Source organism: Protofrankia sp. BMG5.30 (assembly GCF_001983005.1).
Classification (GTDB): domain Bacteria; phylum Actinomycetota; class Actinomycetes; order Frankiales; family Frankiaceae; genus Protofrankia; species Protofrankia coriariae.
Genome location: NZ_MOME01000019.1, coordinates 122,866 through 145,707 on the forward strand (window position 1 = coordinate 122,866; position 22,842 = coordinate 145,707).

The following is a 22,842-nucleotide window of genomic DNA, read 5'->3' on the forward strand; positions in this document are numbered from 1 at the left end:
TCGACCAGATGATCAGCTGGCTGCCGTCGGACACGCCCTGGCGGCGGTGTCGGCCACGTCGGTTGTGTCACTTGTCGCGGCTGTGCTTGTAATGTCCACCCGTACCCGCTCCATGGCCGGTCGGCGCCGAACGAGGCAGACCTGGGCGAAAGGGGACGCAGCCTCACCGGCGTGAGCCGGTCGCGGCCCCGCGCACCGGTGTCCCTCACCGTGTGACCACCGGCGTCCCGACAACGCAATCCCGATGACGGAACCGATGACGGAACGAGGTGAGGCGGTGGGGCTGCCCGAGCGGCTCGCGGGCAAGCGTGTCCTTGTCACGGGAGTGACCGGCTTCGTGGGCGAGGCACTGCTCGAACGGCTGCTGTCCGATCTGCCCGACACCGAGGTGGTCGTCCTCGTCCGCCCCCGCGCCGGCCGCAGCGGACAGGCCCGGTTCGCCGCCCTGGTGACCAAACCGGCATTCGCGGCCTGGCGCGAGCGGGTCGGCGCGGACGAGGTCGAGCGGACGCTGCGCGAACGGGTCACCGTGCTCGAAGGTGACCTGGAGCGGATGCCGACGTTACCGGCGGACCTCGACATCGTGATCCACTGCGCTGGTGAGGTGTCCTTCGACCCGCCGATCGACACGGGTTTCGCCACCAACCTCGGCGGGGTCCAGGAACTGCTGCGGGCCGTGCAGGACAGCGGTGCCCGCCCCCACCTCGTGCACATCTCCACGGCGTACGTGGCGGGTCTGCGCTCCGGGCACGTGGCCGAGGGCCGGCTGGCGCACACCGTCGACTGGCGGGTGGAGCAGGCCGCCGCGCAGCGGGCACGGCCGGCGGCCGAGGACGCCTCCCGTACCCCCGAGGCGCTGCGCGGCTTCCGGGAGCGGGCCGAGGCCGAGCACGTGCGCGCCGGCGCCCAGACGGTCTCCAGGGAGGCCGAACGCCACCGCCGCAGGTGGGTGGAGCGCCGGCTCGTCGAGATCGGCGGGGAACGGGCCCGGGTGCTGGGCTGGACCGACTGCTACACCTTCACCAAGGCGCTCGCCGAGCGCTACCTGGAGAACTCCCGCGACGGCCTGCCGCTGACCGTGGTGCGCCCGTCCATCATCGAAAGCGCGCTGGCCCGCCCGTTCCCGGGGTGGATCGAGGGCTTCAAGATGGCCGAGCCGCTGATCATCGCCTACGCACGCGGGGAGCTGCCGGACTTCCCGGCCTCCCCCGACGGCATCATCGACATCATCCCGGTCGACCTGGTGGTCAACGCGATCATCGCCGCGGCGGCGACCACCCCGCCGGCGGACACCCCGGCCTACTACACGGTCTGTTCGGGCTTCCGTAACCCGCTGCTGTTCCGGGACCTCTACGAGCACGTCCAGGAGTACTTCCAGCGCCACCCGCTGGTCGCCCGCAACCGCGGCACCGTCGCCGCGGCCGAGTGGCGGTTCGCCGGGGCCGCGACGGTCGAGAGCAGGCTGCGCCGCGGGGAGCGGTTCACCGAGCTCGCCGGCCGGGCGCTGGGGTACGCGCCCCGCTCCGACCGGGTCCGCCAGGCCGCCCGCGACCTGGAGCAGCTCGACGAGCGGCTGTCGTTCCTGCGCCGCTACCAGGACCTGTACCGCTCCTACACCCGGGCCGAACTGGTCTACGTCGACGACGCGACCCGGGCCCTGCACCAGGGGCTGGAGCCCGCGGACGCGCAGCGGTTCGGTTTCGACCCGGCCTGCTACGACTGGCACACCTATCTGCAGGACATCCACATCCCGAGCGTGACGGCGACGATCCGCGGGCCGGATCCGTCACCGCCGGCAGCCCGCCGGGTGGCCCCGGCCTCGGCCAGTGGGCCGGACACGCTGGCGGTGTTCGACCTGGACGGCACGCTGGTGTCCTCGACCGTGATCGAGTCCTACCTGTGGCTGCGGCTGGCTGACCAGAACGCCGTGGCCCGCGGCCGGGAGCTGGCCTCGTTGGCCCGTGCGCTGCCCGGGTACATCCGCGCCGAACGGCGGGACCGGGGCCATCTCATCCGGGCGGTGTACACCCGTTACGCCGGCGCCGACCCCGACGAGCTCGCCCGCCTCGTCGACGAGGTCGCCGGGGACATCCTGCTGCGCCGGGTCAAGCCGGCGGCGATCCGCCGGGTCCGCGAGCACCGGGAGGCCGGGCACCGGACGGTCCTGCTCACCGGCGCGGTCGAGGTGCTCACCCGTCCGCTGACGCCGCTGTTCGACGAGATCGTCGCGACCGGTCTCGCGCTCGGGTCGGACGGGCGCTACACCGGGCGTCTGACATCGGCGCCGCTGGTCGGGGACGCCCGGGCGGCGTGGCTGAGCCACTACGCGGGGCGGGTGGGGGCGAACCTGCGGGCGTCGTGGGGGTATGCCGACAGCCAGTCGGACCTGCCGATGCTGCGTGCCGTCGGCAACCCGGTGGCGGTCAGCCCCGATCTGCCGCTGTACCGGGTCGCCCGCCGTTCCGGCTGGCCGATCGAGGAGTGGTCGTCGACACCGGGCGAGCCGCGTGCGGTCGCGGCCGGCCGCGACGAGCGCCGGGCCCATGCCGCGGCCGCGCGGGTGCGGGCCTGGCGGGCCGGCGGGGGGCCGGCGGGGCGCTCGGGCGCCGGGACGGACCGCGTCATCACCCTCGACCCGGGGGGTCGGCGGTGAGCCGCGCCCTGGAGCTCTACCGGTCGCTGCCGCGTTACCTGACCACCCGGACGGTGTCGGGTCGGCTGCCGTCCCTGGCCGGTGCGGCGGCGACGACCACGGCGCCGCTGCGGCTGCGGGACCGGCCGACGCCGTCGCGTCCCGGGCCGGACTGGGTGACGATCCGGCCACGGCTGTCGGGGATCTGCGGGTCGGATCTGGCCACCGTCACCGGGCGGTCGTCGTTCTACTTCGCCTCCCTGGTGTCGATGCCGTTCGTGCCCGGGCACGAGATCGTGGCCGACACACAGACGGATGTCACTTTGAGTAATGGGACGGAGCTGCCGGCGGGTTCCCGGGTGGTCGTCGACCCGGTGCTCGGCTGTGCCGCCCGGGGGCTGCCCGCGTGCACCGGCTGTGCCGGCGGGCACACCAGCCGTTGCGACCGGGTGACCTCCGGGCATGTCTCCCCCGGTCTGCAGACCGGCTTCTGCTCGGACACCGGCGGCGGATGGAGCGGGGCGCTGGTCGCGCACCGCTCGCAGCTGTACCCGGTGCCGGCGGACCTGCCGGACGAGCGGGCGGTGCTGGTCGAGCCGCTGGCCTGCGCCGTGCACACCGCGTTGCGGGCCGCTCCCGCCGACGGCGACCGGGTGCTGGTCATCGGTGCGGGCGCGGTGGGGCTGTTCACGCTGCTGGCGCTGCGCGCCTACACCCGGGCCGGCACGGTGACCGTGGTCGCCAAGCACCGCCGGCAGGTGGAGCTGGCCCGGCTCTTCGGCGCGGACGAGGTCCTGCCACCGGCGTCCGCCGTCGGCGGGGTGCGCCGGGGCACCCGTGCGCTGCGGCTCGACCCGGAGGTCGGCCCGCCCTACCTGCTCGGCGGGGTGGACGTCGCGATCGACTGCGCGGGCAGCGCGTCGTCGCTGTCCACGGCGCTGCGCACCACCCGGGCGGGCGGGCGGGTGGTGCTGTCGGGGGTGCCCACCGGGTCGGTGGACCTGACCCCGCTGTGGTTCCGCGAGCTGGAGCTGGTGGGCGCCTACGCCTCGTCCGCCGGCACGGCCGCCCATCCGGCCGTCCGGCCGGACAACCAGGTGAACGGGCAGGTGAACGGGCGGCCACGGGAGCGGTCGGACTTCGACCGGGCCCTCGAGCTCGCCGCGTCCGCGCCGCTGGACGGGATCCTGTCGGCCACCTATCCGCTGGACCGCTGGCGGGACGCGCTGGACCATGCGCTGGCCGCCGGACGGCTGGGAGCGGTCAAGGTTGCCTTCGACCTGATGACGCCGTGACGGGGCACGGAACGTGACAGGGCACAGAAGAGGCGGACGGGGYCTGCCCGCAGGCACTGTGGCCTCTGCTGGGACGCTTATTCCAGGACGCCGACGACAACCCAGTGCCGTTCGGCTGAAACCACGCGTGAGGGGATCGCACAGGTGAGACCGGGGTTCGTGCTCGAAGTCGATGAGCGGACTCCTCCGCTGCTCGTCCACCAGGGTGAGGGGTTCGGGCTGGAACGTTTTCCGCTGGGTACCCGGGTGCTCTACCCGCCGGAGTCGCTGCCGGCGCTGGCAGACGTCGACGCGGCGATCAGCCGGGCGTTGGCCGAGCCGGAGAACAGCGAGCCGCTGCGGGCGCTGCTGCGGCCGGGGATGCGGCTGACGATCGCCTTCGACGACCTGTCGATCCCGCTGCCGCCGATGCGCCGGCCCGACATCCGCCAGCGGGTGATCGAGCAGGTGCTGACGCTCGCGGCCGAGGCCGGGGTCGACGACGTGGTGCTCATCGTGGCGAACGCCCTGCACCGCCGGATGACCGCCGCCGAGATCGAGCGGGCTGTCGGGGAGCGGGTGTTCCGTTCGTTCTGGCCGGACAACCTCTACAACCACGACGCCGAGGACAGGGACAACCTGCTGCACGTCGGCCTGACCGAGAACGGCGAGGACGTCGAGATCAACCGGCGGGCCGCCGAGTCGGACCTGCTGGTCTACGTCAACGTCAACCTGGTGGCGATGGACGGTGGGCACAAGTCGGTGCCGATCGGGCTGGCGTCGTACAACAGCCTGCGCCACCATCACAACAGCCACACGATGGTGCACTCGCGGTCGTTCATGGACCACACCCGTTCGGCCATGCACTCCTCGGCGTGGCGTATGGGCCGGCTGCTCGCCGACCACCTGAAGATCTTCACGGTGGAGACGACGGTGAACAACGCCGCGTTCCCGGCCCGGTACGGATTCCTCACCAAACGGGAGTGGGAGTGGTCCGTGCGCGACCAGGCGATGGCGTTCGGGCTGTCGCGGGGGCTGGCCACCATGCCGACGCGTCCTCGCCGCCGGATCTTCCAGGACCTGGTCGCGGACTACGGGGTGACCGGGGTGCACGCCGGTGAGACCGAGGCCGTGCACGCGAAGACCCTCGCCAACGTGCACCGCCAGCAGCTCGTCGAGGTCGACGGGCAGAGCGACGTGCTCGTTGTCGGCCTGCCGTATCTCGGGCCGTACAACGTCAACTCGGTGATGAACCCGATCCTCGCGATGTGCCTGGGCCTGGGGTACTTCTTCAACATGTACCGGGGCCGGCCGCTGGTGCGCCGCGGCGGCGCGATGATCCTCTACCATCCGGTGACGCYGGAGTTCTCCCAGCTGCACCATCCGTCGTATGTGGACTTCTTCGAGGAGGTRCTCGCCGAGTCCACCGACCCGGCGACGATCGAGGCGACCTTCGAGAAGCAGTACGCCACCGACCCCTGGTACATCCACCTGTACCGGACGTCCCACGCCTACCACGGTGTGCACCCGTTCTACATGTGGTACTGGGGCGCGCACGCTCTGGACCATCTCGGGGACGTGGTGTGGGTCGGCGGTGACCGGGCGGCCTGCGCGCGGATGGGTTTCCGGGCCGCGTCCACGCTGGCCGACGCGCTTGAGATGATCTCGTCCACGGTGGGGCGCAACCCGTCCCTGACCTACCTGCACTCCCCGCCGCACGCCATCGCGGACGTGCGGTGACGGCGCCGGGCGGCCGGCAGCGCCCGGCCGGGATCGGGCTGCGTGAGATGGCACGCGGCTGGCGGTGGGCGTCGCGCCCACCGGTGCCCGCCTCGGCGCAGCCGTACCAGCCGGCGCCGCGGGCCCGGGAGTTCCCCACGTCGTGGGCGCGCACGCCGGCGATGCGGGCGGCCCGGGTCGCCGCGCTGGAGTTCGGGATGCGGCCCATGCTGGACGCGAACCTGTCCCTGTCGGTGGCCGGGCTGGACGCGATCGAGGGGCTGCGCACGCCCGCGGTCTTCGTGTCGAACCATTCCAGCCATCTGGACGCGCCGCTGCTGCTGTGCGCGCTGCCGCGGGACATCCGGGACCACACGGCGGTGGCCGCCGCCGCCGACTACTTCTTCGACAGCTGGTGGCGAGGTCTGGGCACGGCCTTCCTGTTCGCGACCGTGCCGATCGAACGCCGGGGCGGGGCGCCGTCGAGCGCACCCGCCGACCTGCTTGCCGGCGGCTGGAATCTGGTCATCTTCCCGGAGGGGACCAGGTCGAAGGACGGTCAGCTCGCTCGCTTCCGGTTCGGCGCGGCGCATCTGGCGATCACCTGTGGGGTGCCGGTGGTGCCGGTGGGCATCCGCGGCAGTTTCGGTGCGATGCCGCGGGGCCGGGCCTGGACGGTTCCGGGCCGGCCGGGGGTGTCGGTGCGGTTCGGCCGGCCGCTGTATCCCGCCGACAGCGACCTGCGTTCCTTCACCGGCCGTATCTTCGCCGAGGTGTCCCGGCTGATCGACGAGGACGCCACGTCCTGGTGGGATTCGCTGCGCGCGGCGCGGGAGCGCCCGGCGGTGCCGGCCCGGGCCGCGCGGTCCGCCCGGAAGGCGCGCTGGCGGCAGGTCTGGGAGGCCACCGAGCCGGTGGGAACCGCTGGTGCGGTGTCGCCGTGGCAGGCCGCGGCGCGGCGCGGATCCGCCGGCGTGACGGGCCTCTCGGGCTCCCAGGGGCTGACGGCGGCGACGGGCGCGTCACGGGAGTCGCGGGAGCCTGACGGCAGCGGGGGTGCCGGCGGTACCGACGTGGGTGGCGCTGGCGCTGCAGGCGACGCAACCGGTACGTCCACCCCCGCCGGATGATCCGCTCGCAACCGTCTCATCGGATGTGAGAACGGTCACACACTCCTGAAAATGTGGATAGCTCTGTTCATGGCGCGGTGGATATCCACCGCGCCGCTGGGGATCACCTGTGGGTAACCGGGGGCCTGCCGGGCAGCCCTGATGTCAAGGGTTGATTCGGGGACGCCCGGGGCCGTTAGTGGATGCATGGACCTGCGCAACCGGCCCCGCCGCCCGCACCCGCAGCACCGCTGGAGGCGGGGTACCGACACCGGCGTCTCTGGCGTTTCCGGCGTCTCTGGTGTTCCTGTCACCGGAGTCCCCGTCGCCCGTGTGCCCCGCACGCCGGCCTCCGGGTCACGGCCGCCGTCCCCCCGGCCGCTGCCGCCGAGCGTGGCCCGGGTGGCCGACCGGACCCGCCTGTCCGCGGAGCTGCTCGCCGCGCTCCTCGACGTCCAGGAGCGCACCCGGGCGTCACTGGACGACATAGAACTCGCCGACGCCCTCGCCGACCGGCTGCTCGCCCGCCACCGCGACCGCCTCCGCCTCGCCACCTCCCCCTGAACGGTGGGACATGTCTACCCTCGCGGCCGGTAGACGTCGGCGCGGTGCTCAATGGCGACGATGTCGACATGGTGGTCGTCGGTGTTGATGCGATAAATGACGCGGTAGTCACCGCGTCGCGCGCTGTACAGACCGGCGAGTTGAAGCTGGAGCGGCTTGCCCACATGGTGCGGGCTGGCCGCCAGTGATCCGTACAGGAACTCGACGACGGCGGTGGCAACTTTCTCGGGCAGACGGCGCATGGCACGCCGCGCGGGCGCGGTGAAGGCGATCTCGTAGGGGGCGCTCACCGGCCGGTGGCGAGGCGGAGCGCGTCCTCCTTGCTCAGGACGGTCGCCCCCGCGTCCTCGAGATCGTCGAGGGCTTCCCGGATGTCGGCCATCAGACGGGTGCTGGCCATGACGTCGAGGGTTTCCTCCAGTGACTCCAGGTCGTCGACACTGATGACAATCGCGGCAGGTCTGCCGTGCCTGGTGATCACAACACGGCCGTGCTCACGTTCGACGCTGTCCACCACCTCCGAGAGCCTGTTCTTCACCTCTGCCAGCGGCATCTGTTCCACGATCGACATGGCTAGAAGTATAGCTATTTCGTCTCGCGTCCGCTGAGGGCGCCGGCGGACGGCGGCGGGGCGCACGCCGGCAGGGAAGGGTGTGCGCCTCGCCGTGGTCGTCGGGCGGGCGGATCAGTGCCGAGCAGGATGACGGTTCTGCCCCGGTCGCGCAGGGTGCTGATGAGCGGGAAGTCCGCCTCGAGGCCCTGGTAGAGCCATTCCAGGTTGCTCCGGCCCAGGTTGAAGCCGTCAGCCATGAGCACCGGCCGTGTGATGCCGGGGCTGCCCTTGCCGTAGTAGACCCAGGCGAAGCCGTTGCGCAGTTTCCACTCCCGGTCGGGCTTCGGCACCGGGACGGGGGTGACCGGCTCGGAGGTCAGCGGGTCGGCGATGGTCAGCCTGCCGATGGCCCRCTCCGCCTGAGCGTCCTGCTGTTCGGACAATGCCGCTCCTCTGGTCCGTTCGGCTCGCGTGGCGCGGTGCTTCCGAGGGAGCCGCGGCGCGCACCGTGGGGATGCGTGCGATGACGGACGGCATCGTAGTCGAATCCATCAGCCCTGCGTACTGATAGAAATTATCCAGTTACTTTAAGTATAAAAATGTATCAAGCTGGACGTTTCCATGACCGCGGCCGGCCAGCCGGAATCGGTCCGCCCTGACGCTGTTCTCCTTTCCGGCGCCCTTCCAGCCCGATTCGTTGGCGAGTATGAATCCGGTGTAGTACGGTCTGTCACGTCAGCTCTTCGGGGCGGTCGACACATCTGCTTCGCAGCAGTAGTGGGAAGGGGGAGGCGAAGCTCCGGCCGCTCGGGACCGGATATCGACGCAGTGACCGTTGGATGGTTTTCGTCAGGACAAATCCGATCCGTTGATGAATCCGGTCGCGCTGGCCAYGACAACAACCGCGACGATCGGTCCGCCCCGGGATTCGACCACGGTGGCACAACACACCGCACAATATGGATTCCGGCGATCCCGGAATCCGGGACCACACTGCCGGGCTGACAGAGCGACTCGACGGAAATTTTCCGTAGCCACTGGAGAAAGGCGTACCCAGGGCTCGGTCGACGAGTCGTCTGGGCCGCTTGGGCACGAGACAGAGACCGCCCTCACGGTGCCTGCGGGGATTGTCGACGGTCGCGACGCGTGCCTGTCGTCATCGGCTCGGCCAACCGGCCGGGCGGTGCTGTGACAGGCCATTCGGTTTATTTCGGTTTATTCATGCCGTCAGGACGAACAGGAGTTTTCCATGGCCTACTTCGCGTTCACGGAGCAGCCGGGGCAGGAGTTCATCTTCGAGCTCACGGACCCCGAAAAGATCGCCCATGCCCGCAACATCATTTCTGGCGTGGAGAAGCAGAGGGTGCACGTCATAGGGAGGATCAGGAAGCAGGGGAAGCCCTACAACCCGAAGTACAGCTTCCATCTCGATCCGGACAGCATCTCGTTCTTCGACCTGGCGATCGAAGTGTGTGACGCCAACATGGACTATGTCGAGGAGCACCTGGATGAGGCGGGCGGGGCGTTCCTCCCCGGGGGCCACTGGTGTCCGTGGGACTCGCGGGTGACCCGTGAGGTCACGACGCCCTGAACGCGCCCTGTACGCCTGCCGGCCCCGGGAGTGTCGCCGTTGCGCGGCGCCCCGGGGCGATATGGCGTCGCCACGATCGGTGAACGCCCCGGATACACCCGTCCCGCTCGGCGAGACGCGTGCGTTCCCTCCTCGTTTCATGACTGGTGTCATAGCTGACAGTATTTCATAGCTGACAGTAGGGACCACCTGTGGACAACAATAGGCTATCCACAGATCGTTGTACGGTCTGGTGCGGAGGGTGCATGGCGATCAGTCTGGCGTTGTGACCGAGAGGAGCTCATCATGGTGGTCATGGCAGTCGCCTACGAGGATCTTCCGATTCGGGACGACGGGTTCACCGTCGACGATCTGGAGGAGATGCCCGACGACGGTCGGCGCTACGAGCTGGTGGACGGGGTGCTCCTGGTGAGCCCGGCGCCCCGCTGGGAACATCAGCACGCCTGCCTGGAGCTCGCGGTGGCGCTTCGCGGCAGATGCCCCGACGGCCTGGTCGTCTTCGGGCCRACGCCGGATGTGCGCAAGGGGCGACACACCAGCGTCCAGCCGGACGTGTGYGTGGTCCGCCGCGACGACCTCGTGCGTGGCGAACGCTACCTGGCTGTCCCGGTGCTGGTCGTCGAGGTTCTCTCCCCCAGCAGCCTGGGCATCGACCGGCTACTCAAACGCGACGTCTACGCCCGTCTCGGTGTCCCCCACTACTGGATCGTCGACGCCGACGCCCCCTCGATCACCACCCTCGCGCTCACCGGCACCGGCTACGTCGAGACCGGCACGGTCCACGGTGACGAGGTTCTGACGGTCACCGAGCCATTCCCGCTGACCGTCTCCCCGTCCCAGCTCCCGCTGACCTGACGCTCTGATCTGACGGCCTGAAGCGGTGTCCGCGGCGGCATTCGGGCGTGGGCGAAAACGGTGGCTGCCGGTTCCCGTCCACGGGACTTGTAGCTTTGACGGGTGCAGTCGACGAGCCCACGGGCTACCGGTCGGGTCCCCGGCGAGAAGTCGTTCCTGAAGTGGGCCGGTGGCAAGAGCCGGTACGCGAGCGCACTCGTGGGGCTGGCGCCGGAGTTCACCGGCTCGTACCGGGAGCCCTTTCTCGGTAGCGGCGCGGTGTTCTTCGAACTGGGGCCCGRCCGCGCCGTTCTCTCCGACGCGAACGAGGAGCTCGTCGTCTGTTTCCGGGTCGTCGCCGAGGATCCGGAGTCGGTCATGGCGCGGCTCGACGAGATGCCCAACACGCCCGAACACTTCGAACACGTGCGCCGGCAGCGTCCCCAGGATCTCAGTGACCTCGACCGGGCCGCCCGGGTCGTCTACCTCAACAAGACGAGTTTCCGGGGGCTGTGGCGGGTGAACCGTCGCAACGAGTTCAACACGCCGTACGGCGCCTACGACCGTCCCTACTACAGCCGGACGATATTTCTGCGGGCCGCCAAGGCGCTGAGCGGCGCCGTTGTCAGAGTGGCCGACTTCGAGCAGGCGATCGACGACGCCGAAACGGGTGACTGGGTGTACTGCGACCCGCCGTACGTACCACTCGGTGGCTGGGCCGATTTCAAACGGTACACCGCCGGCCAGTTCGGGGCGGACGACCATGTGCGACTCCGTGACGCGATGCGCCGCGCCGCGGACCGGGGGGGTTTCGTCACCATGACCAACAGCGACACGCCGTTCGTGCGCGAGCTGTTCGGCGGCGACTTCCATATCCTGCGGCTGCCCACCCGGCGTGACATCAACCTGAACGCGTCCGCCCGGCGTAGCTGGGACGTGGTGGTGACCACCTACGATCCGCCCGTGCCCGCACAGGTCCTCGTCGACCGCCGGGTGCGGTAGCCGCGAACGACCCCGGCCGGGCCGTGGCCGGGTCGGGTACGGCCCGGCCGTTCAGGGCGTCCGGGATACATGCCGGTGATGACCATGGCCGTGACCGTGGCCATCACCGACCTGACCGTGGTCATGGCTGTGGCCGCGGTCGTCGTGGTGATCGTGGTGGTGGTGTCCGTGGGGATGCGCGGGATCGTCCGGATGGTCGTGCGGGGCCTGGGGGGCGGCCACCCGGTGCTCGAAGCCGGGCAGCGCGATCCTGTACAGACAGGTGTCGCAGTTCATCCGGATGTCCCCGGCCAGCGCCTCGGCGAAGCGCTCGAACACCAGGTCCACCAGGGCGTCGCTGTCGCCGAGCAGGCCCGCGCAGCGCACGTCGACGTCCGGATGCTCGGCGGCCCAGCCGGCGGCCTGACTGACCACCCGCTCCGGCAGGACGCCGGTGAACAGGAAGTAGGGCGCCACCACGATCCGGGACGCCCCCAGCCGGCGGCAGCGCTCCAGGCCGGCCGGCACACCCGGCTCGGCCAGGCTGATGAAGGCCGGTTCGACACCGGCAAACCCGCGTCCCTCCCACAGCAGCCGGGCCACCTTGGCGATCTCGGCGTTGGCGTCCGGGTCGGTGGATCCCCGGCTGACCAGCAGCACAATCACCTTCGCCCGCTCGGCGTGCGGATAGACCGCGTCGATCCGCTCGTCGAGCGCCGTCAGCAACGTCGGATGCGGGCCGAGCGGGCGTCCGTAGGTGTAGCGCAGACCGGGATGGCGGGCGCGTTCGCGGGCGAGCGCGCCGGGGATGTCGCCCTTGGCGTGCCCGGCGGAGACCAGGGTCAGCGGTACCACCGCGAGCCGCCGGTGGCCGGCGTCGACGAGGCGGGCCACCGCGTCGGCCACCGGCGGGCGGGACAGCTCGATGAACCCGCCGTCCACCGGCGTCCCGTCGGCCCGTTCACGGACCCGTTCGACGAACTCCTGGAACTGCGCCACCCCGGCCGCGCTGCGGGTCCCATGCCCGACGATCAACAGCGCGGGCGCGGACGGACCGCCGTCCGGGCCACTGTTCGTGGCCGCCTCCGGGGCTCCATCGGTGGCCGCGCCCGTGGCCACGGAGGCGACCGCAGCCCTGTTCAGGTCTGCGTCCGATCCTGTGCCTGGGTCCTTGACGTCCTCCCCGCTGTGAACGGCGGGGATACCTACCGTGCCACTCACGTGACACCTCGATGGGTTCCTGCTTCACCGCCGACAGCCACCGCACGCGGTGGTCTTACGCCGGCTCCACAGGCGTTTTCCGTCTCCGCCCGCCCGGCGGCGACGATCCGCTGGCCCTCGAACAGAACGTTCCGGGCCGCGTTCAGATCACGATCGTGGACGATACCGCAGGCCGGGCACGTCCACACCCGCACCGCCAGACGACGGTTCACCGAACCCTTCTTCTTCCGGGCAAGGGCCCGCTGCGCGCGGGCCAGTCCACGTTGACGCGACCGGAGGTGACGCGGATTCGCGACCACCTCACCCGTGGACAGTGTCGCCAGCCGATCCAACCCGAGATCGATCCCGATCTCGGAGTCTGTCGGCGGATACGCGGTGCCGGTGACGTCGACGACGAACGACACGTAGTACCGGCCGTCGGCCTCCCGGATCACCGTGGCCGACGACGGAACCGACGGCAGCTCCCGAGACCAGACAAGCGCGACGTCTCCGACCTTCGCCACCCGCACACCCCGGGAGGTAGCCGTGAACCCGTTACGGGTGAGGCGAATCGACTGCCGGCGGTCCTTGCGTGACCGGAACCGGGGATGCCCGACCTCCCGGCCCTTCCGTTTCCCGGACAGCGAGTCGAACCAGTTCCGGAACGCCCGCCGGGCGTCCTGGCATGCCTGCACCAGCACCACCGAGGACACCTCTGCCAGCCACACCCGTTCGGGGGYCTGCCTGGCGAGGGTGACAACCCGTCGCTGCACCTCGGTGTCGGAGATCTTCTCCCCGGCCGCGTGAGCGGCATCCCGGGTGCGGATCGCGTTGTTGTAGACGACCCGGGCGCAGCCGAACGCCCGCGCCAACGCCTGCGCCTGCCCCGGTGTGGGGTAGGCGCGGTAGCGGTAACGGACGGTGGGCACGTCTACCATCATACTTGGCCTATGGCACAGGATGACAGCTACAGGCGTGGCAGGCATGTGGTTTCCGCGCTTCACGTCCACTTGGTCTTCGTGACGAAGTACCGGCATGGCGTGCTCGACACCGCGATGCTGGACCGCTGCCGGCAGATCATGAGCGAGGTGTGCGACGACTTCGGCGCCACCCTCGCCGAGTTCAACGGGGAAGACGACCACGTCCACCTGCTTGTCCACTACCCGCCGAAGATCTCGGTATCGGCACTGGTGAACAGCATCAAGGGGGTGTCGGCCCGCCGCCTGCGCACGGAGTTCACCGAGCGGGTGAACCAGCACTCGATGCGCGGGCACTTCTGGTCCCCGTCGTACTTCGCCGGCTCCGTCGACGGGGCACCCCTGTCCCTCGTACACCAGTACATCGAGAGGCAACGGCACCCAGCGTAAATATGCCAACCCCGCACTGAAGGGCAGGGCCCGCGCGCTACGTTCCATGGTCACGGATTCAGCCCCTCATACCGCGCGCGGCACGGGCCTGGTCGGTCAGCTCCACCGGTACCCCCTCGAGGTGACGACGTGCCCGGCCACGACACGGGTATGGGTGCTGCCRACGACCACCGTCGTCGTCATGCCGACCAGCTCCAGCCGTGGCGCCGGGGTGGCGGTCAGCTCCCCGATCGTGGCGACGGTGACCTGCTGGGCCGGGCGGAAGGCGTCGGTGACGATACCCACCGGGGTCGACAGCGGACGGTGGGCGGCCAGCAACGTCAACGCCCGCGGCAACTGCCAGGTCCGCGCTTTGCTGCGCGGGTTGTAGAACGCGACGGCGACGTCGGCCCGCGCCGCCGCCCGGACCCGCTGTTCGATCACGTCCCAGGGGGTGTGCAGATCCGACAGGCTGATCATCATGTGGTCGTGGCCGAGCGGCGCGCCGAGCAGCGCCGCGGCGGACAGCGCCGCGGTCACCCCCGGGACGCCCACCACGTCGAAGGATCCGTCGGCCCGTTCCAGCGCCGGGCTGCCCATCGCGTAGACGCCGGCGTCCCCGCTGCCGACGAGCGCGACCGCGTGGCCGGCGCGGGCGGCATCCACGGCCGCGCCGGCGCGTGCCTCCTCCGCTCCGAGGCCGCTGGCGAGCACGCGTGCGCCCGGCCGGATCAGGTCGCGGACGGAGTCGAGGTACTGGTCCAGGCCGACGATCACGCTGGCGCGGGCGAGTTCGCGGGCGGCGCGTGGGGTGAGCAGGTCCCGGTCGCCCGGGCCGAGGCCGACGATGGCCAGCCGGCCGCGGGGACGGTGCCGGGCCACCGCCACCGTGGCGTGCGCGCTCACCTGTTTGGGCACGACGAGCTCGGCGGTGCCAGTGGATGTGCCGCCCCCGTCGGGGCCGAGCAGACTCGCCGCCTCGGCGACGCTCGGCGTGCCGACCGCGGCCCGCACCACCTCGGAGGGATGCGGGACGTCGACGGCCGCGAGCGCCGCGGCCGGGTGCACGACCAGCGGCCAGCCGAACGCGCGGGCGGCGGCGACGATGCCGGCCTCGTCCCGTTTGGCCTCGACGGTGGCGAGGTGACGCACGGCCAGCGGTGACAGCCCGGCTTCGGCCAGCGCGCGTTCGACGAGGTCGACGACCTCGTCGGCGGGCGCGCCCCGGCTCGCGCCGACCCCCACGACCAGGCTGGGCGGCCGGTAGACCACCGCGGGCGCCGGCGGCGCGACGACCCGATCGGTGATCACGATGGCGGGCGCCGCCGGCCGATCCGGCGGAACCGACGTGGCCGGTCCGGCCGGCGACGCGGCCGGCGCACTGCTCCCGTCGGGTTCATCGGCGCCACCGAGGGCGCCTGGACCAGCGGGAACGGGGTGATCGGCGGGTCCGGCCCGGCCGGTGAGATCGGTGAGATCGGCGGGCCGGACCGTTCCCGGCAACGGCGGCAGCGGCCAGACCGCGTCCGTGTACAGGGTCACGGGCTCCTCGGCGAGCAGCGCCGTGCCCACGGTGGCGAGCCGTGATCCGGGCTCGACGCGCAGGCCGATGTCGGCGCCGAAGGAGTCGAGGGCGGGGACCGCGGCGGCGTCACTGGCGGTGGTCACGACGGCGGTCGCGCCGAGCGTGGCGGCGACCCGTTCGGCAAGGTCGTTGGCTCCGCCGGCGTGCCCGCCGACGAGGGCGACCGCCCACCGGCGCGCCTCGTCCACGCAGACCACCCCCGGGTCGCTGTCCTTGCCGGTGAGCAGGCCGCCGGCGTGCGGGCCGCCGGCCAGCAGCCGGACGGTCGCGCCGGTCGCGAGGAAGCAGACCACCCCGGCGCATTCGGTGACGGCGGCGGTGAGCGCCTCGCGGGCCGTGCCGTCGTAGTGGCGGGCGTCCGGCCAGGCCCGTTGCAGATCCCGGGCGGCCGCGCGGCCGGCGGCGGTCACCGCGACCAGGCCGATGCCCGACCGGCCCGACAGCCTGGCGTCCGTCATCGTGACCATCCGTCATCATGATTGTTCATTGCGATGCGCACCGACGCGTTCTCCCCAGCGGACGGCCGTTCCTGTCGATTGCTGCCAGCCGTACGGCCTCACCCGGGACGGTTTCGTGGCGGTCTGCGCGGGACACCCCAATGAAGATGATCATGCTGGCCCGGTTCCGCGGGCATCCGTCGGTGAGTCGGATGAGGGCCAGTCACGGGCAGGAATGTCACGGACAGAGGAGGGCCGGGAGTCGCCCAGGGTCGTCCGCAGCGTGGTGCGAGCGGCCCGGTCGGCCCGGCGGAACCCGTGGAAGTGGCCGGGGTGGTACAGGTGTGAGCGGGTCCCGCCGGCGGCGAGGGCGGGGCCGACCAGCACCAGCGTGTGCTTCCACAGCTTGTGCTCACGGATCGTGGCGGCAAGGTCGGCGAGTGCGCATCGCACAATCAGCTCGTCCGGCCAGCTCACCCGGTAGGCGACCACGCAGGGTGTCTCCGGTGGGTAGCCGCCGGCGGTGAGCTCGGCCTGCAACTGGCCGGAGCGGGCCGCCGAGAGGAACAGCGCCATGGTCGTGCCGTGCGCGGCGAACCGGGCCACCTCCTCCCCGGGCGGCATCGGGGTCTTCCCGCCGGCAAGCCGGGTCAGGATCACCGACTGGGCCACCTGCGGGACGGTCAGCTCGCGCCCGACGGCCGCGGCGGCCGCGGTGAAGCTGCTGACCCCGGGGACGATGTCGGTGGCCAGCCCCAGTTCGGCGCAGATCTCCAACTGTTCCTGCAGCGCCCCCCACAGCGCCGGGTCACCGGAGTGGATGCGGGCCACCGCGAGCCCGCTGCCCGCGGCCCGCCGGTAGATCTCGTGTACGCCTTCCAGCGGCAGCCCGGCCGAGTCGACGATCTCGGCGTCGCTGCGGGCATGGGTGAGCACGTCCGGGTGCACCAGCGAGGACGCCCAGATGACCACGTCCGCCTCGCCGATCGCCCGGACGGCGCGCAGGGTGAGCAGGTCCGCGGCCCCGGGGCCGGCTCCGACGAACGTGACCCGCCCGGGCGGGCGGGCGGTCATGCCGGCCACTGCCGGCGCCGCGTCGAGATCACCGTGGACAGGTAGGGGCCAGGCTGGTCGCGGGGCAGGTCGGCGGCGAGGCGGATGTCCTCCTCGGGCAGGCCCGTGCAGGCGCCGTAGATGGCCGCGCCGTGCGTGCCGGCCAGCCGGTCGGCCTCGGCCAGCACGTCGAGGACCTGCGGCAACGCGCGCCCGCCCTTGTAGGCGATCACGGTGTCGTGGTTGGCCACCGCCCGGCGGTAGGCGTCCACCCCGGCGGTCAGCGGCAGCAGCGCCACGGTCTCGGTGCCCACTGCCAGCACCGTGCCGGAGCGGGCGGCAAGATCCTGCATGGCCATGATGCCGGGGACGGTCTCGATGGTGACCTCCGGTAACAGTGCCCGGACCCGGGCTGCCAGCGTGGTGAAGGTCGAGTAGACGTTCGGATCACCGATCGTCGCGAACGCCACACTGCCCGTGGGATGCTCGCGCAGGGCCTGGCTGACGGTGACCGCCGGGGCGTCGTAGTCGGCGTCGCCGGTCATCCGGAACGCCACCTGGCGGATCCGGTCGTGGGTGACGTGCGCGCGCACGGTCGCCTCGGCCCGGCCCGGCGGCGGTAGCCCCTCGCTGACCGGGACGAACACGACGTCGGCCCGCTCCAGCGTCCGTACGGCCCGGACCGTCACCAGATCCGGGTCACCGGGGCCGACACCGACGCCGACCAGCCGGCCGCGGACCGGCACGGTGCCGCCGCCCTCACCGCCCTCGGTCTCCTCACCGTCCTCGACGTTCCCGCCGCTCATCGCGCTCCTCCCGCGGGCCGTCCCGCGCTGGGAGCGGCGGCGGCTGCCGCGGGAGCCGAAACATCTGCCGCGGACGGTCCGGGCGATCTTGCTCCGCGGGCCGTGGCGACGAACCGGCGGGCCGCCCCGGGCACGCCGGCCCAGTGCAGGTGCAGGTAGGAGGCGTGCACGTTGCCGTGTACGAAACCCTCCGTCCGGTCGTCGACCCGCCAGGCCGACCGGGGCACGTCCCCGGCGGGAACGGTGGCGGCGGTGACGACCGACGTGTGGTGGAACTCGTGCGCGGTCACCCCGGTACCGGCGGTGACGACCGGGTTGTCGCAGACAGCTACCGCCTGGCGGTAACCGAGAGTGAGACGTGGCCCCATCGCCGTGTCCGCGTCGAGGATCCCGCACATGGGATGCCCGTCGAGGGAGCGGGCCAGGTAGAGCAGGCCGGCACACTCGGCGACGATCGGCGCACCCCGGCGCGCCAGCGCGACCACCTCGGCCCGCAGCGGTGCGTTGGCCGCGAGCGCGGCGGCGTGCTCCTCGGGGAACCCGCCGCCGATCACCAGCCCGTCGGTGCCGTCCGGAAGTTTTTCGTCACGCAGCGGGTCGACGGTGACGACCTCGGCCCCGGCGGCGCGCAGCAGCTCGACCTGCTCGGCATAACCGAACGTGAACGCGGACCCGCCCGCGACAGCGATCCGCACCGGCCGCCGGCTGGCGGGCCCGCTGCGCCTGGCCGTCGCCTCGGCCACGGACGCTGCCCGCGCGGACGCCTGGCCGGACGCCGTAGCGGCAGCCTCGGCCACGGCGTCCGACGGCGTCCAGGGGCGGACGTCCAGCGGCGGGGCCGAGCGGGCCAGCTCGAGCACGGCGTCGAGATCGCAGGAGGCGGCGACCAGCGCCCCCAGCGCCCGGACCGCCTCGGCCGCGGCCGGCGCCCGCTCGGCCGCCGGCACCAGCCCGAGATGCCGCGAGGGCACCGCGGCGGTGTCGTCCCGGCGCAGCACCCCCAGCACGGGGATGCGCAGGCCGGCGACGGCGTCCCGCAGCAGGCTCTCGTGGCCGGCCGAGCCGACCCGGTTGAAGACGACACCGGCCAGGCGCACCCGCCGATCCCAGGTGGCGAAGCCGTGCACCACGGCCGCGGCCGAGCGGCCCGCGGCGGACGCGTCCACGACCAGCACGACCGGGGTGGCGGTCAGCCGGGCCACATGGGCGGCGGAGGCGAAGTCCGCGGGCTGGCCGGGCCGCGGCACCGACACCCCGTCGAACAGGCCCATCACCCCTTCGACGACGGCGATGTCGGCGCCGTGGGCGCCGTGGGCGAACAGGGGGCCGATGCGCTCCTCGCCGCAGAGCACGGCGTCGAGGTTGCGCCCGGGGCGTCCGGTGGCCAGGGCGTGGTAGCTCGGGTCGATGTAGTCCGGGCCGACCTTGTGCGGGGAGACCCGCAGGCCGCGGGCGGTCAGGGCGRCCATCAGCCCGGTCGCCACGGTGGTCTTGCCCGCGCCGCTGGCCGGGGCCGCGATCAGCAGCCGGGGCAGGACGATGCCGGGGCCGCTCACCATTCGATCCCCCGCTGGCCCTTCTGGCCGGCGTCCATCGGGTGCTTCACCTTGGTCATCTCGGTCACCAGGTCGGCGGCGTCGAGCAGCTGTGGTGGCGCGGCGCGGCCGGTGATGACGACGTGCTGGCGCCCGGGCCGGGTGAGCAGCGTCTCGACGACCTCGGCCACGTCGAGCCAGCCCCACTTCAGCGGGTAGGTCAGCTCGTCGAGGACGTAGAGCCGGTAGGTCTGCGCGGCCAGGTCCCGGCGGATCTGTTCCCAGCCCTCGCGCGCGGCGTCGGCGGGCTGGGCGTCCGGGTCGATGCGGCGCTGCACCCAGCTCCAGCCCTCGCCCATCTTGTGCCAGGCGACCGTGCCGCCCTCCCCGGTGGCGGTCAGCGTGCGCAGCGCCCGTTCCTCCCCGATCCGCCACTTCGCGGACTTGACGAACTGGAACACCCCGACCGGCCAGCCCTGCGCCCAGCCGCGCAGGGCCAGCCCGAACGCCGCGGTCGACTTCCCCTTGCCGTCACCGGTGTGGACGATCAGCAGCGGGCGGTCCCGGCGGGCCCGGGTGGTCAGGCCGTCGTCGGGTATCACGGCCGGCTGTCCCTGCGGCATCCCTCAGGCCACCTTCCCGGGCTGGGTGGAAGCTGTTGTCGGCCCAACGGTCGGCCCGGCGGGCCCGCCAAACCGGACGGAGCCCGATCCCGCCGGCCGTATCGGACGCACGGGACCGGCGGGGACCGTGGGGCCGGTGGCGACCGCCGGGCCGGCCGCCGACAGGGCGGCCAGCGGAACGGTCGTGCCACCGAGGGCGGTGGCCAGCCGCCCGGCCAGGCCCAGGCGGACGTATCCGCTCTCGCAGTCGACGACGACGCTGGCCACCCCGGCGCGGGCCAGCGCGTGCGCGGCGGCGGCCGGATCCGGGCCGGTGGTGCACCGCCCGTCGGTGACGACGACCAGCAGCGCGCGCCGGTCGGGGTCACGCCGGCGTTCGGCGGCCAGCACCTGCCCGGCGCGGGTGAGTCCGGCGGCGAGCGGGGTGCGTCCGCCGGTCGGCAGGGAACGCAGCCGGGCCGCACCCACCTCCACGCTCGACGTCGGCGGCAGGACGACCTCGGCGCCGGCACCCCGGAAGGTGATCATTCCGATCCGGTCGCGGCGCTGGTAGGCGTCCAGGAGCAGAGAGAGCACGGCGGTGGTGACCGTGCGCATCCGGGCGCGGGCGGCCATGGAGCCGCTGGCGTCCACCACGAACAGCACCAGGTTGCCCTCGCGTCCCTCCCGGACGGCGCCGCGCCGGTCGGACGGGCGCAGCAGCAGCCCCGGGCCGCGGCGTCCGCGGACCCGCTGCCAGGGCGCGGCCGCCCGCAGGGTCGCCGGCAGGTGCAGGCCGGCGGCCTCCGGTGAGTCGGTGACCACCGCGCCGTGACGGGTGCGGGCCCGGGAGCGCCGCCCGGCGGCGCCGAGACCGGTACCGACGTCGGGGATCTCCAGGCGGCGGGGGCGGAAGGTCGGGCCGGGCGGGCCGGCGGGACGGACGTCGGCGGTGTCGGTCTGCCCGCGCGACGGGTCGGGCTGCTCGTACCCGCTGTGCTCGGACGCGGTGGTCGGCCCGCTGGCGGGCCGCGGTTCCGCCGCCGCGTCTGTTGCCGTTCGTTGCGTTTCCGCCCGGTGCAGGGGCTCCGATTCCGCCGGGCGCGGGGTCGGCAGGTCGCCGGCCGGCGTGGGCGGTGGCCCGTCACCGGCATGCCCGTCATGGCTGTCGGCAGCGGCGTCGCCGTGGCCGGCGCCACCACCGCCGCCGGCCGGCGGCGGTCCGTCCGGGTCCGTAGACGGCTCCCCCGCTTTTTCCAGGGCGTCGGCGAGGGTGTCCTCGTCCAGGCCGGGGGCGTCGAACGGGCCTCGGCGGCGCCGGTGCGGCAGTGCCAGGCGGGCGGCGCGGCGGATGTCGTCGGCGGTGACGCGCTCGCGGCCCTCCCAGGCGGCCAGCGCGATCGCGGTGCGGGCGGTGACCACGTCCGCGCGCATCCCGTCCACGTCGAAGGCGGCGCAGACCGCGGTTACCTGGCGCAACGCCGTCTCGGAGAGCTCCACGGCGGGCAGGCGGTCACGGGCGGCGGCGATCCGGGCGGCGAGGGCGGCGTCCTGCTCCGCCCAGGCGGCGGCGAAGGCCTGTGGGTCGGCGTCGTAGGCCAGTCGGCGGCGCACCACCTCGGCCCGCACGCGCGGGTCCCGGCTGGCGGCGACCTCGACGGTCAGCCCGAACCGGTCCAGCAGTTGCGGGCGCAGCTCGCCCTCCTCCGGGTTCATCGTCCCGACCAGCAGGAACCGGGCTGCGTGGCGGACCGACACCCCATCGCGTTCGACGTGGGCGACACCGAGCGCGGCCGCGTCCAGCAGCAGGTCGACAAGATGATCGTGCAGGAGGTTGACCTCGTCGACGTAGAGCAGGCCGCGGTGGGCTACGGCCAGCAGCCCGGGGCGCAGCGCCGTGACGCCTTCGGTGAGCGCCCGGTCGAGATCGATCGACCCGGTCACCCTGTCCTCGGAGGCGCCGACCGGCAGCTCCACCATCCGCACCGCCCGGGTCACAGCGGGAGCCTCGGGTGGATGCGGGCCGTCCGGGCAGTCGGCGTCACCGGCGGCCGGGTCGCAGGCGAACCGGCAGTCGGCCACCACCCGCAGGGGCGGGAGCATGGCGGTGAGCCCCCGCACCGCCGTCGACTTGGCGGTGCCCTTCTCTCCCCGGACGAGCACCCCGCCGATGGCCGGTGACACAGCGTTGAGGACGAGGGCGAGCCGCAGGTCGTCCATACCCACCACCGCGGACAGCGGGTAGGCCGTCATCGTGCTCCCGACCGTGCGCCGGGCACCGGCTGACGGGCGTGAACGGGCATGCCGCGGTCCTCCCTCGGGTTTCCTCGCCCTCGGTAACGGTGCGAACGGCCGAAGTATCCCGGCTCCCGGATCAGTGCTCCCCCTCGGCCTTCCGGACGCCTACACGTCCGTGACACACGGTGAGGGTTCGCTCCCCGGTTACGGTGGCGGGACCGCGCCGGATTCCCACCGGCTTCCTCCACTGCCGTCGCCCACCCAGCATGGCACAACCCGCCACCACGCGGACCCCTTCGCCCTGCCCACACCCGTGTCCGGACATCCCAGCACTCGATGCCGCCGGCTGGCCGGGGACTGTTTCAAGATCGGTGTTTCCGGCCCGACACGCCGGGCCCTCGGGGTCCGGCGGGATGGGCACTGTGAGTGATGACATCGGGTGATATGACCCCTCGCAAGCAAGATCGTGAATCGGGGCGGCAGCTGTCGCCGGAGCAGGCCGCTGCGGCGGCTTTGGTCGCGGACGCGAAGGCGCGTGGGCTGGCGCTGACGGGGCCGGACGGGCTGTTGAAGCTGTTCACCAAGGCGGTGCTGGAAACGGCTTTGGCCGAGGAGATGACCGAGCATCTCGGCCATGAGAAGAACCGGGTACCGGCGGAGCGGGAATCGACCAACGTCCGTAACGGCAGCCGGACGAAGACGGTCGTTTCCGAGGCGGCCGGTGAGGTGGAGATCTCGGTTCCGAGGGACCGGGAGGGCACGTTCGAGCCGCGGATCGTGAAG

At 72.4% G+C, this 22,842-nt stretch carries 21 protein-coding genes and 1 riboswitch; of the genes, 10 read left to right on the forward strand and 11 right to left on the reverse strand.

What is annotated here, in order from left to right:
* The first annotated feature begins 277 nt into the window (after window positions 1-277).
* The 5 genes from BL254_RS12810 to BL254_RS12830 all read left to right on the forward strand — a co-directional run bounded on the left by BL254_RS12810 (window position 278) and on the right by BL254_RS12830 (window position 7,298).
* Window positions 278-2,653 carry an HAD-IB family phosphatase gene (locus BL254_RS12810; RefSeq protein WP_076843421.1) on the forward strand — a complete coding sequence of 792 codons (2,376 nt, stop codon included), beginning with the start codon at window positions 278-280 and terminating at the stop codon, window positions 2,651-2,653.
* Window positions 2,650-3,927 (forward strand): zinc-binding dehydrogenase, encoded by a 1,278-nt coding sequence (locus BL254_RS12815; protein WP_076843422.1) that lies wholly within the window; start codon window positions 2,650-2,652, stop codon window positions 3,925-3,927. Before BL254_RS12810 ends, BL254_RS12815 begins: the two co-directional genes overlap by 4 nt.
* A gap of 159 nt (window positions 3,928-4,086) precedes the next feature.
* A complete protein-coding gene (locus BL254_RS12820) occupies window positions 4,087-5,646 on the forward strand; it encodes a lactate racemase domain-containing protein (RefSeq protein WP_076843423.1) in 1,560 nt (519 codons plus the stop codon).
* Complete coding sequence (locus BL254_RS12825; RefSeq protein WP_052914960.1) at window positions 5,643-6,755, forward strand: lysophospholipid acyltransferase family protein; 1,113 nt, start codon at window positions 5,643-5,645, stop codon at window positions 6,753-6,755. Before BL254_RS12820 ends, BL254_RS12825 begins: the two co-directional genes overlap by 4 nt.
* Window positions 6,756-7,067: 312 nt before the next feature.
* Window positions 7,068-7,298 (forward strand): hypothetical protein, encoded by a 231-nt coding sequence (locus BL254_RS12830; protein ID WP_047225068.1) that lies wholly within the window; start codon window positions 7,068-7,070, stop codon window positions 7,296-7,298.
* Between the two features lie 14 nt (window positions 7,299-7,312).
* On the opposite strand, the gene BL254_RS12835 is transcribed toward BL254_RS12830, so the two are convergent.
* The 3 genes from BL254_RS12835 to BL254_RS12845 are packed head-to-tail and all read right to left on the reverse strand — an operon-like array spanning window position 7,313 to window position 8,294.
* A complete protein-coding gene (locus BL254_RS12835) occupies window positions 7,313-7,588 on the reverse strand; it encodes a type II toxin-antitoxin system RelE/ParE family toxin (RefSeq protein ID WP_076843407.1) in 276 nt (91 codons plus the stop codon).
* Window positions 7,585-7,851 (reverse strand): type II toxin-antitoxin system Phd/YefM family antitoxin, encoded by a 267-nt coding sequence (locus BL254_RS12840; RefSeq protein ID WP_052914964.1) that lies wholly within the window; start codon window positions 7,849-7,851, stop codon window positions 7,585-7,587. The genes BL254_RS12835 and BL254_RS12840 overlap by 4 nt, the downstream gene beginning before the upstream one ends.
* A 32-nt stretch (window positions 7,852-7,883) precedes the next feature.
* Entirely contained in the window at window positions 7,884-8,294 is a 411-nt protein-coding gene (locus BL254_RS12845) for a hypothetical protein (protein WP_076843408.1), read from the reverse strand.
* 806 nt (window positions 8,295-9,100) lie between these two features.
* Between BL254_RS12845 and BL254_RS12850 the strand changes: the two genes are divergently transcribed.
* The 3 genes from BL254_RS12850 to BL254_RS12860 all read left to right on the forward strand — a co-directional run bounded on the left by BL254_RS12850 (window position 9,101) and on the right by BL254_RS12860 (window position 11,278).
* Window positions 9,101-9,442, forward strand: a complete 342-nt coding sequence (locus BL254_RS12850; RefSeq protein ID WP_047225059.1) for a hypothetical protein — start codon at window positions 9,101-9,103, stop codon at window positions 9,440-9,442.
* A 285-nt stretch (window positions 9,443-9,727) separates the two neighbouring features.
* Window positions 9,728-10,297 (forward strand): Uma2 family endonuclease, encoded by a 570-nt coding sequence (locus tag BL254_RS12855; protein ID WP_175648366.1) that lies wholly within the window; start codon window positions 9,728-9,730, stop codon window positions 10,295-10,297.
* Between the two features lie 102 nt (window positions 10,298-10,399).
* Window positions 10,400-11,278, forward strand: a complete 879-nt coding sequence (locus tag BL254_RS12860; RefSeq protein ID WP_076843409.1) for a Dam family site-specific DNA-(adenine-N6)-methyltransferase — start codon at window positions 10,400-10,402, stop codon at window positions 11,276-11,278.
* A 51-nt stretch (window positions 11,279-11,329) separates the two neighbouring features.
* On the opposite strand, the gene BL254_RS12865 is transcribed toward BL254_RS12860, so the two are convergent.
* On the reverse strand, window positions 11,330-12,478 hold the full coding sequence (locus BL254_RS12865; protein ID WP_235433834.1) for a sirohydrochlorin chelatase: 1,149 nt from the start codon (window positions 12,476-12,478) through the stop codon (window positions 11,330-11,332).
* Complete coding sequence (locus BL254_RS12870; protein WP_076843424.1) at window positions 12,475-13,395, reverse strand: RNA-guided endonuclease TnpB family protein; 921 nt, start codon at window positions 13,393-13,395, stop codon at window positions 12,475-12,477. Before BL254_RS12870 ends, BL254_RS12865 begins: the two co-directional genes overlap by 4 nt.
* A 12-nt stretch (window positions 13,396-13,407) precedes the next feature.
* Between BL254_RS12870 and tnpA the strand changes: the two genes are divergently transcribed.
* Window positions 13,408-13,824 carry an IS200/IS605 family transposase gene (gene tnpA / locus BL254_RS12875; RefSeq protein ID WP_047225057.1) on the forward strand — a complete coding sequence of 139 codons (417 nt, stop codon included), beginning with the start codon at window positions 13,408-13,410 and terminating at the stop codon, window positions 13,822-13,824.
* 96 nt (window positions 13,825-13,920) lie between these two features.
* On the opposite strand, the gene cobJ is transcribed toward tnpA, so the two are convergent.
* The 6 genes from cobJ to BL254_RS12905 form a co-directional block, all read right to left on the reverse strand.
* Window positions 13,921-15,846, reverse strand: a complete 1,926-nt coding sequence (gene cobJ, locus BL254_RS12880) for a precorrin-3B C(17)-methyltransferase (protein ID WP_076843425.1) — start codon at window positions 15,844-15,846, stop codon at window positions 13,921-13,923.
* Window positions 15,847-15,996: 150 nt separating this feature from the next.
* Complete coding sequence (gene cobM / locus BL254_RS12885; RefSeq protein WP_047225063.1) at window positions 15,997-16,899, reverse strand: precorrin-4 C(11)-methyltransferase; 903 nt, start codon at window positions 16,897-16,899, stop codon at window positions 15,997-15,999.
* Window positions 16,896-17,684 carry a precorrin-2 C(20)-methyltransferase gene (gene cobI / locus BL254_RS12890; protein WP_083731038.1) on the reverse strand — a complete coding sequence of 263 codons (789 nt, stop codon included), beginning with the start codon at window positions 17,682-17,684 and terminating at the stop codon, window positions 16,896-16,898. Before cobI ends, cobM begins: the two co-directional genes overlap by 4 nt.
* Entirely contained in the window at window positions 17,681-19,243 is a 1,563-nt protein-coding gene (locus BL254_RS12895; protein WP_076843410.1) for a cobyrinate a,c-diamide synthase, read from the reverse strand. Before BL254_RS12895 ends, cobI begins: the two co-directional genes overlap by 4 nt.
* Window positions 19,237-19,842, reverse strand: coding sequence for a cob(I)yrinic acid a,c-diamide adenosyltransferase (cobO, locus tag BL254_RS12900; protein WP_013873666.1), 606 nt, complete (start codon window positions 19,840-19,842; stop codon window positions 19,237-19,239). Before cobO ends, BL254_RS12895 begins: the two co-directional genes overlap by 7 nt.
* A gap of 3 nt (window positions 19,843-19,845) precedes the next feature.
* Window positions 19,846-22,074: a VWA domain-containing protein gene (locus BL254_RS12905; RefSeq protein ID WP_076843411.1), complete on the reverse strand. Its 2,229-nt coding sequence runs from the start codon at window positions 22,072-22,074 to the stop codon at window positions 19,846-19,848.
* A gap of 103 nt (window positions 22,075-22,177) precedes the next feature.
* A riboswitch (cobalamin riboswitch) is annotated at window positions 22,178-22,303 on the reverse strand.
* A gap of 200 nt (window positions 22,304-22,503) precedes the next feature.
* Between BL254_RS12905 and BL254_RS12910 the strand changes: the two genes are divergently transcribed.
* A partial coding sequence (locus BL254_RS12910) for a transposase (RefSeq protein ID WP_175648367.1) occupies window positions 22,504-22,842 on the forward strand: 339 nt, incomplete at its 3' end.

Bases quoted from the DNA above. Each gene is read 5' to 3' on its own strand.
- BL254_RS12840 (WP_052914964.1), bottom strand. From the start codon at position 7,851: ATGCCGCTGGCAGAGGTGAAGAACAGGCTCTCGGAGGTGGTGGACAGC.
- BL254_RS12850 (WP_047225059.1), top strand. From the start codon at position 9,101: ATGGCCTACTTCGCGTTCACGGAGCAGCCGGGGCAGGAGTTCATCTTC.
- tnpA (WP_047225057.1), top strand. From the start codon at position 13,408: ATGGCACAGGATGACAGCTACAGGCGTGGCAGGCATGTGGTTTCCGCG.
- cobM (WP_047225063.1), bottom strand. From the start codon at position 16,899: ATGACCGCCCGCCCGCCCGGGCGGGTCACGTTCGTCGGAGCCGGCCCC.
- cobI (WP_083731038.1), bottom strand. From the start codon at position 17,684: ATGAGCGGCGGGAACGTCGAGGACGGTGAGGAGACCGAGGGCGGTGAG.
- cobO (WP_013873666.1), bottom strand. From the start codon at position 19,842: ATGCCGCAGGGACAGCCGGCCGTGATACCCGACGACGGCCTGACCACC.
- BL254_RS12905 (WP_076843411.1), bottom strand. From the start codon at position 22,074: ATGACGGCCTACCCGCTGTCCGCGGTGGTGGGTATGGACGACCTGCGG.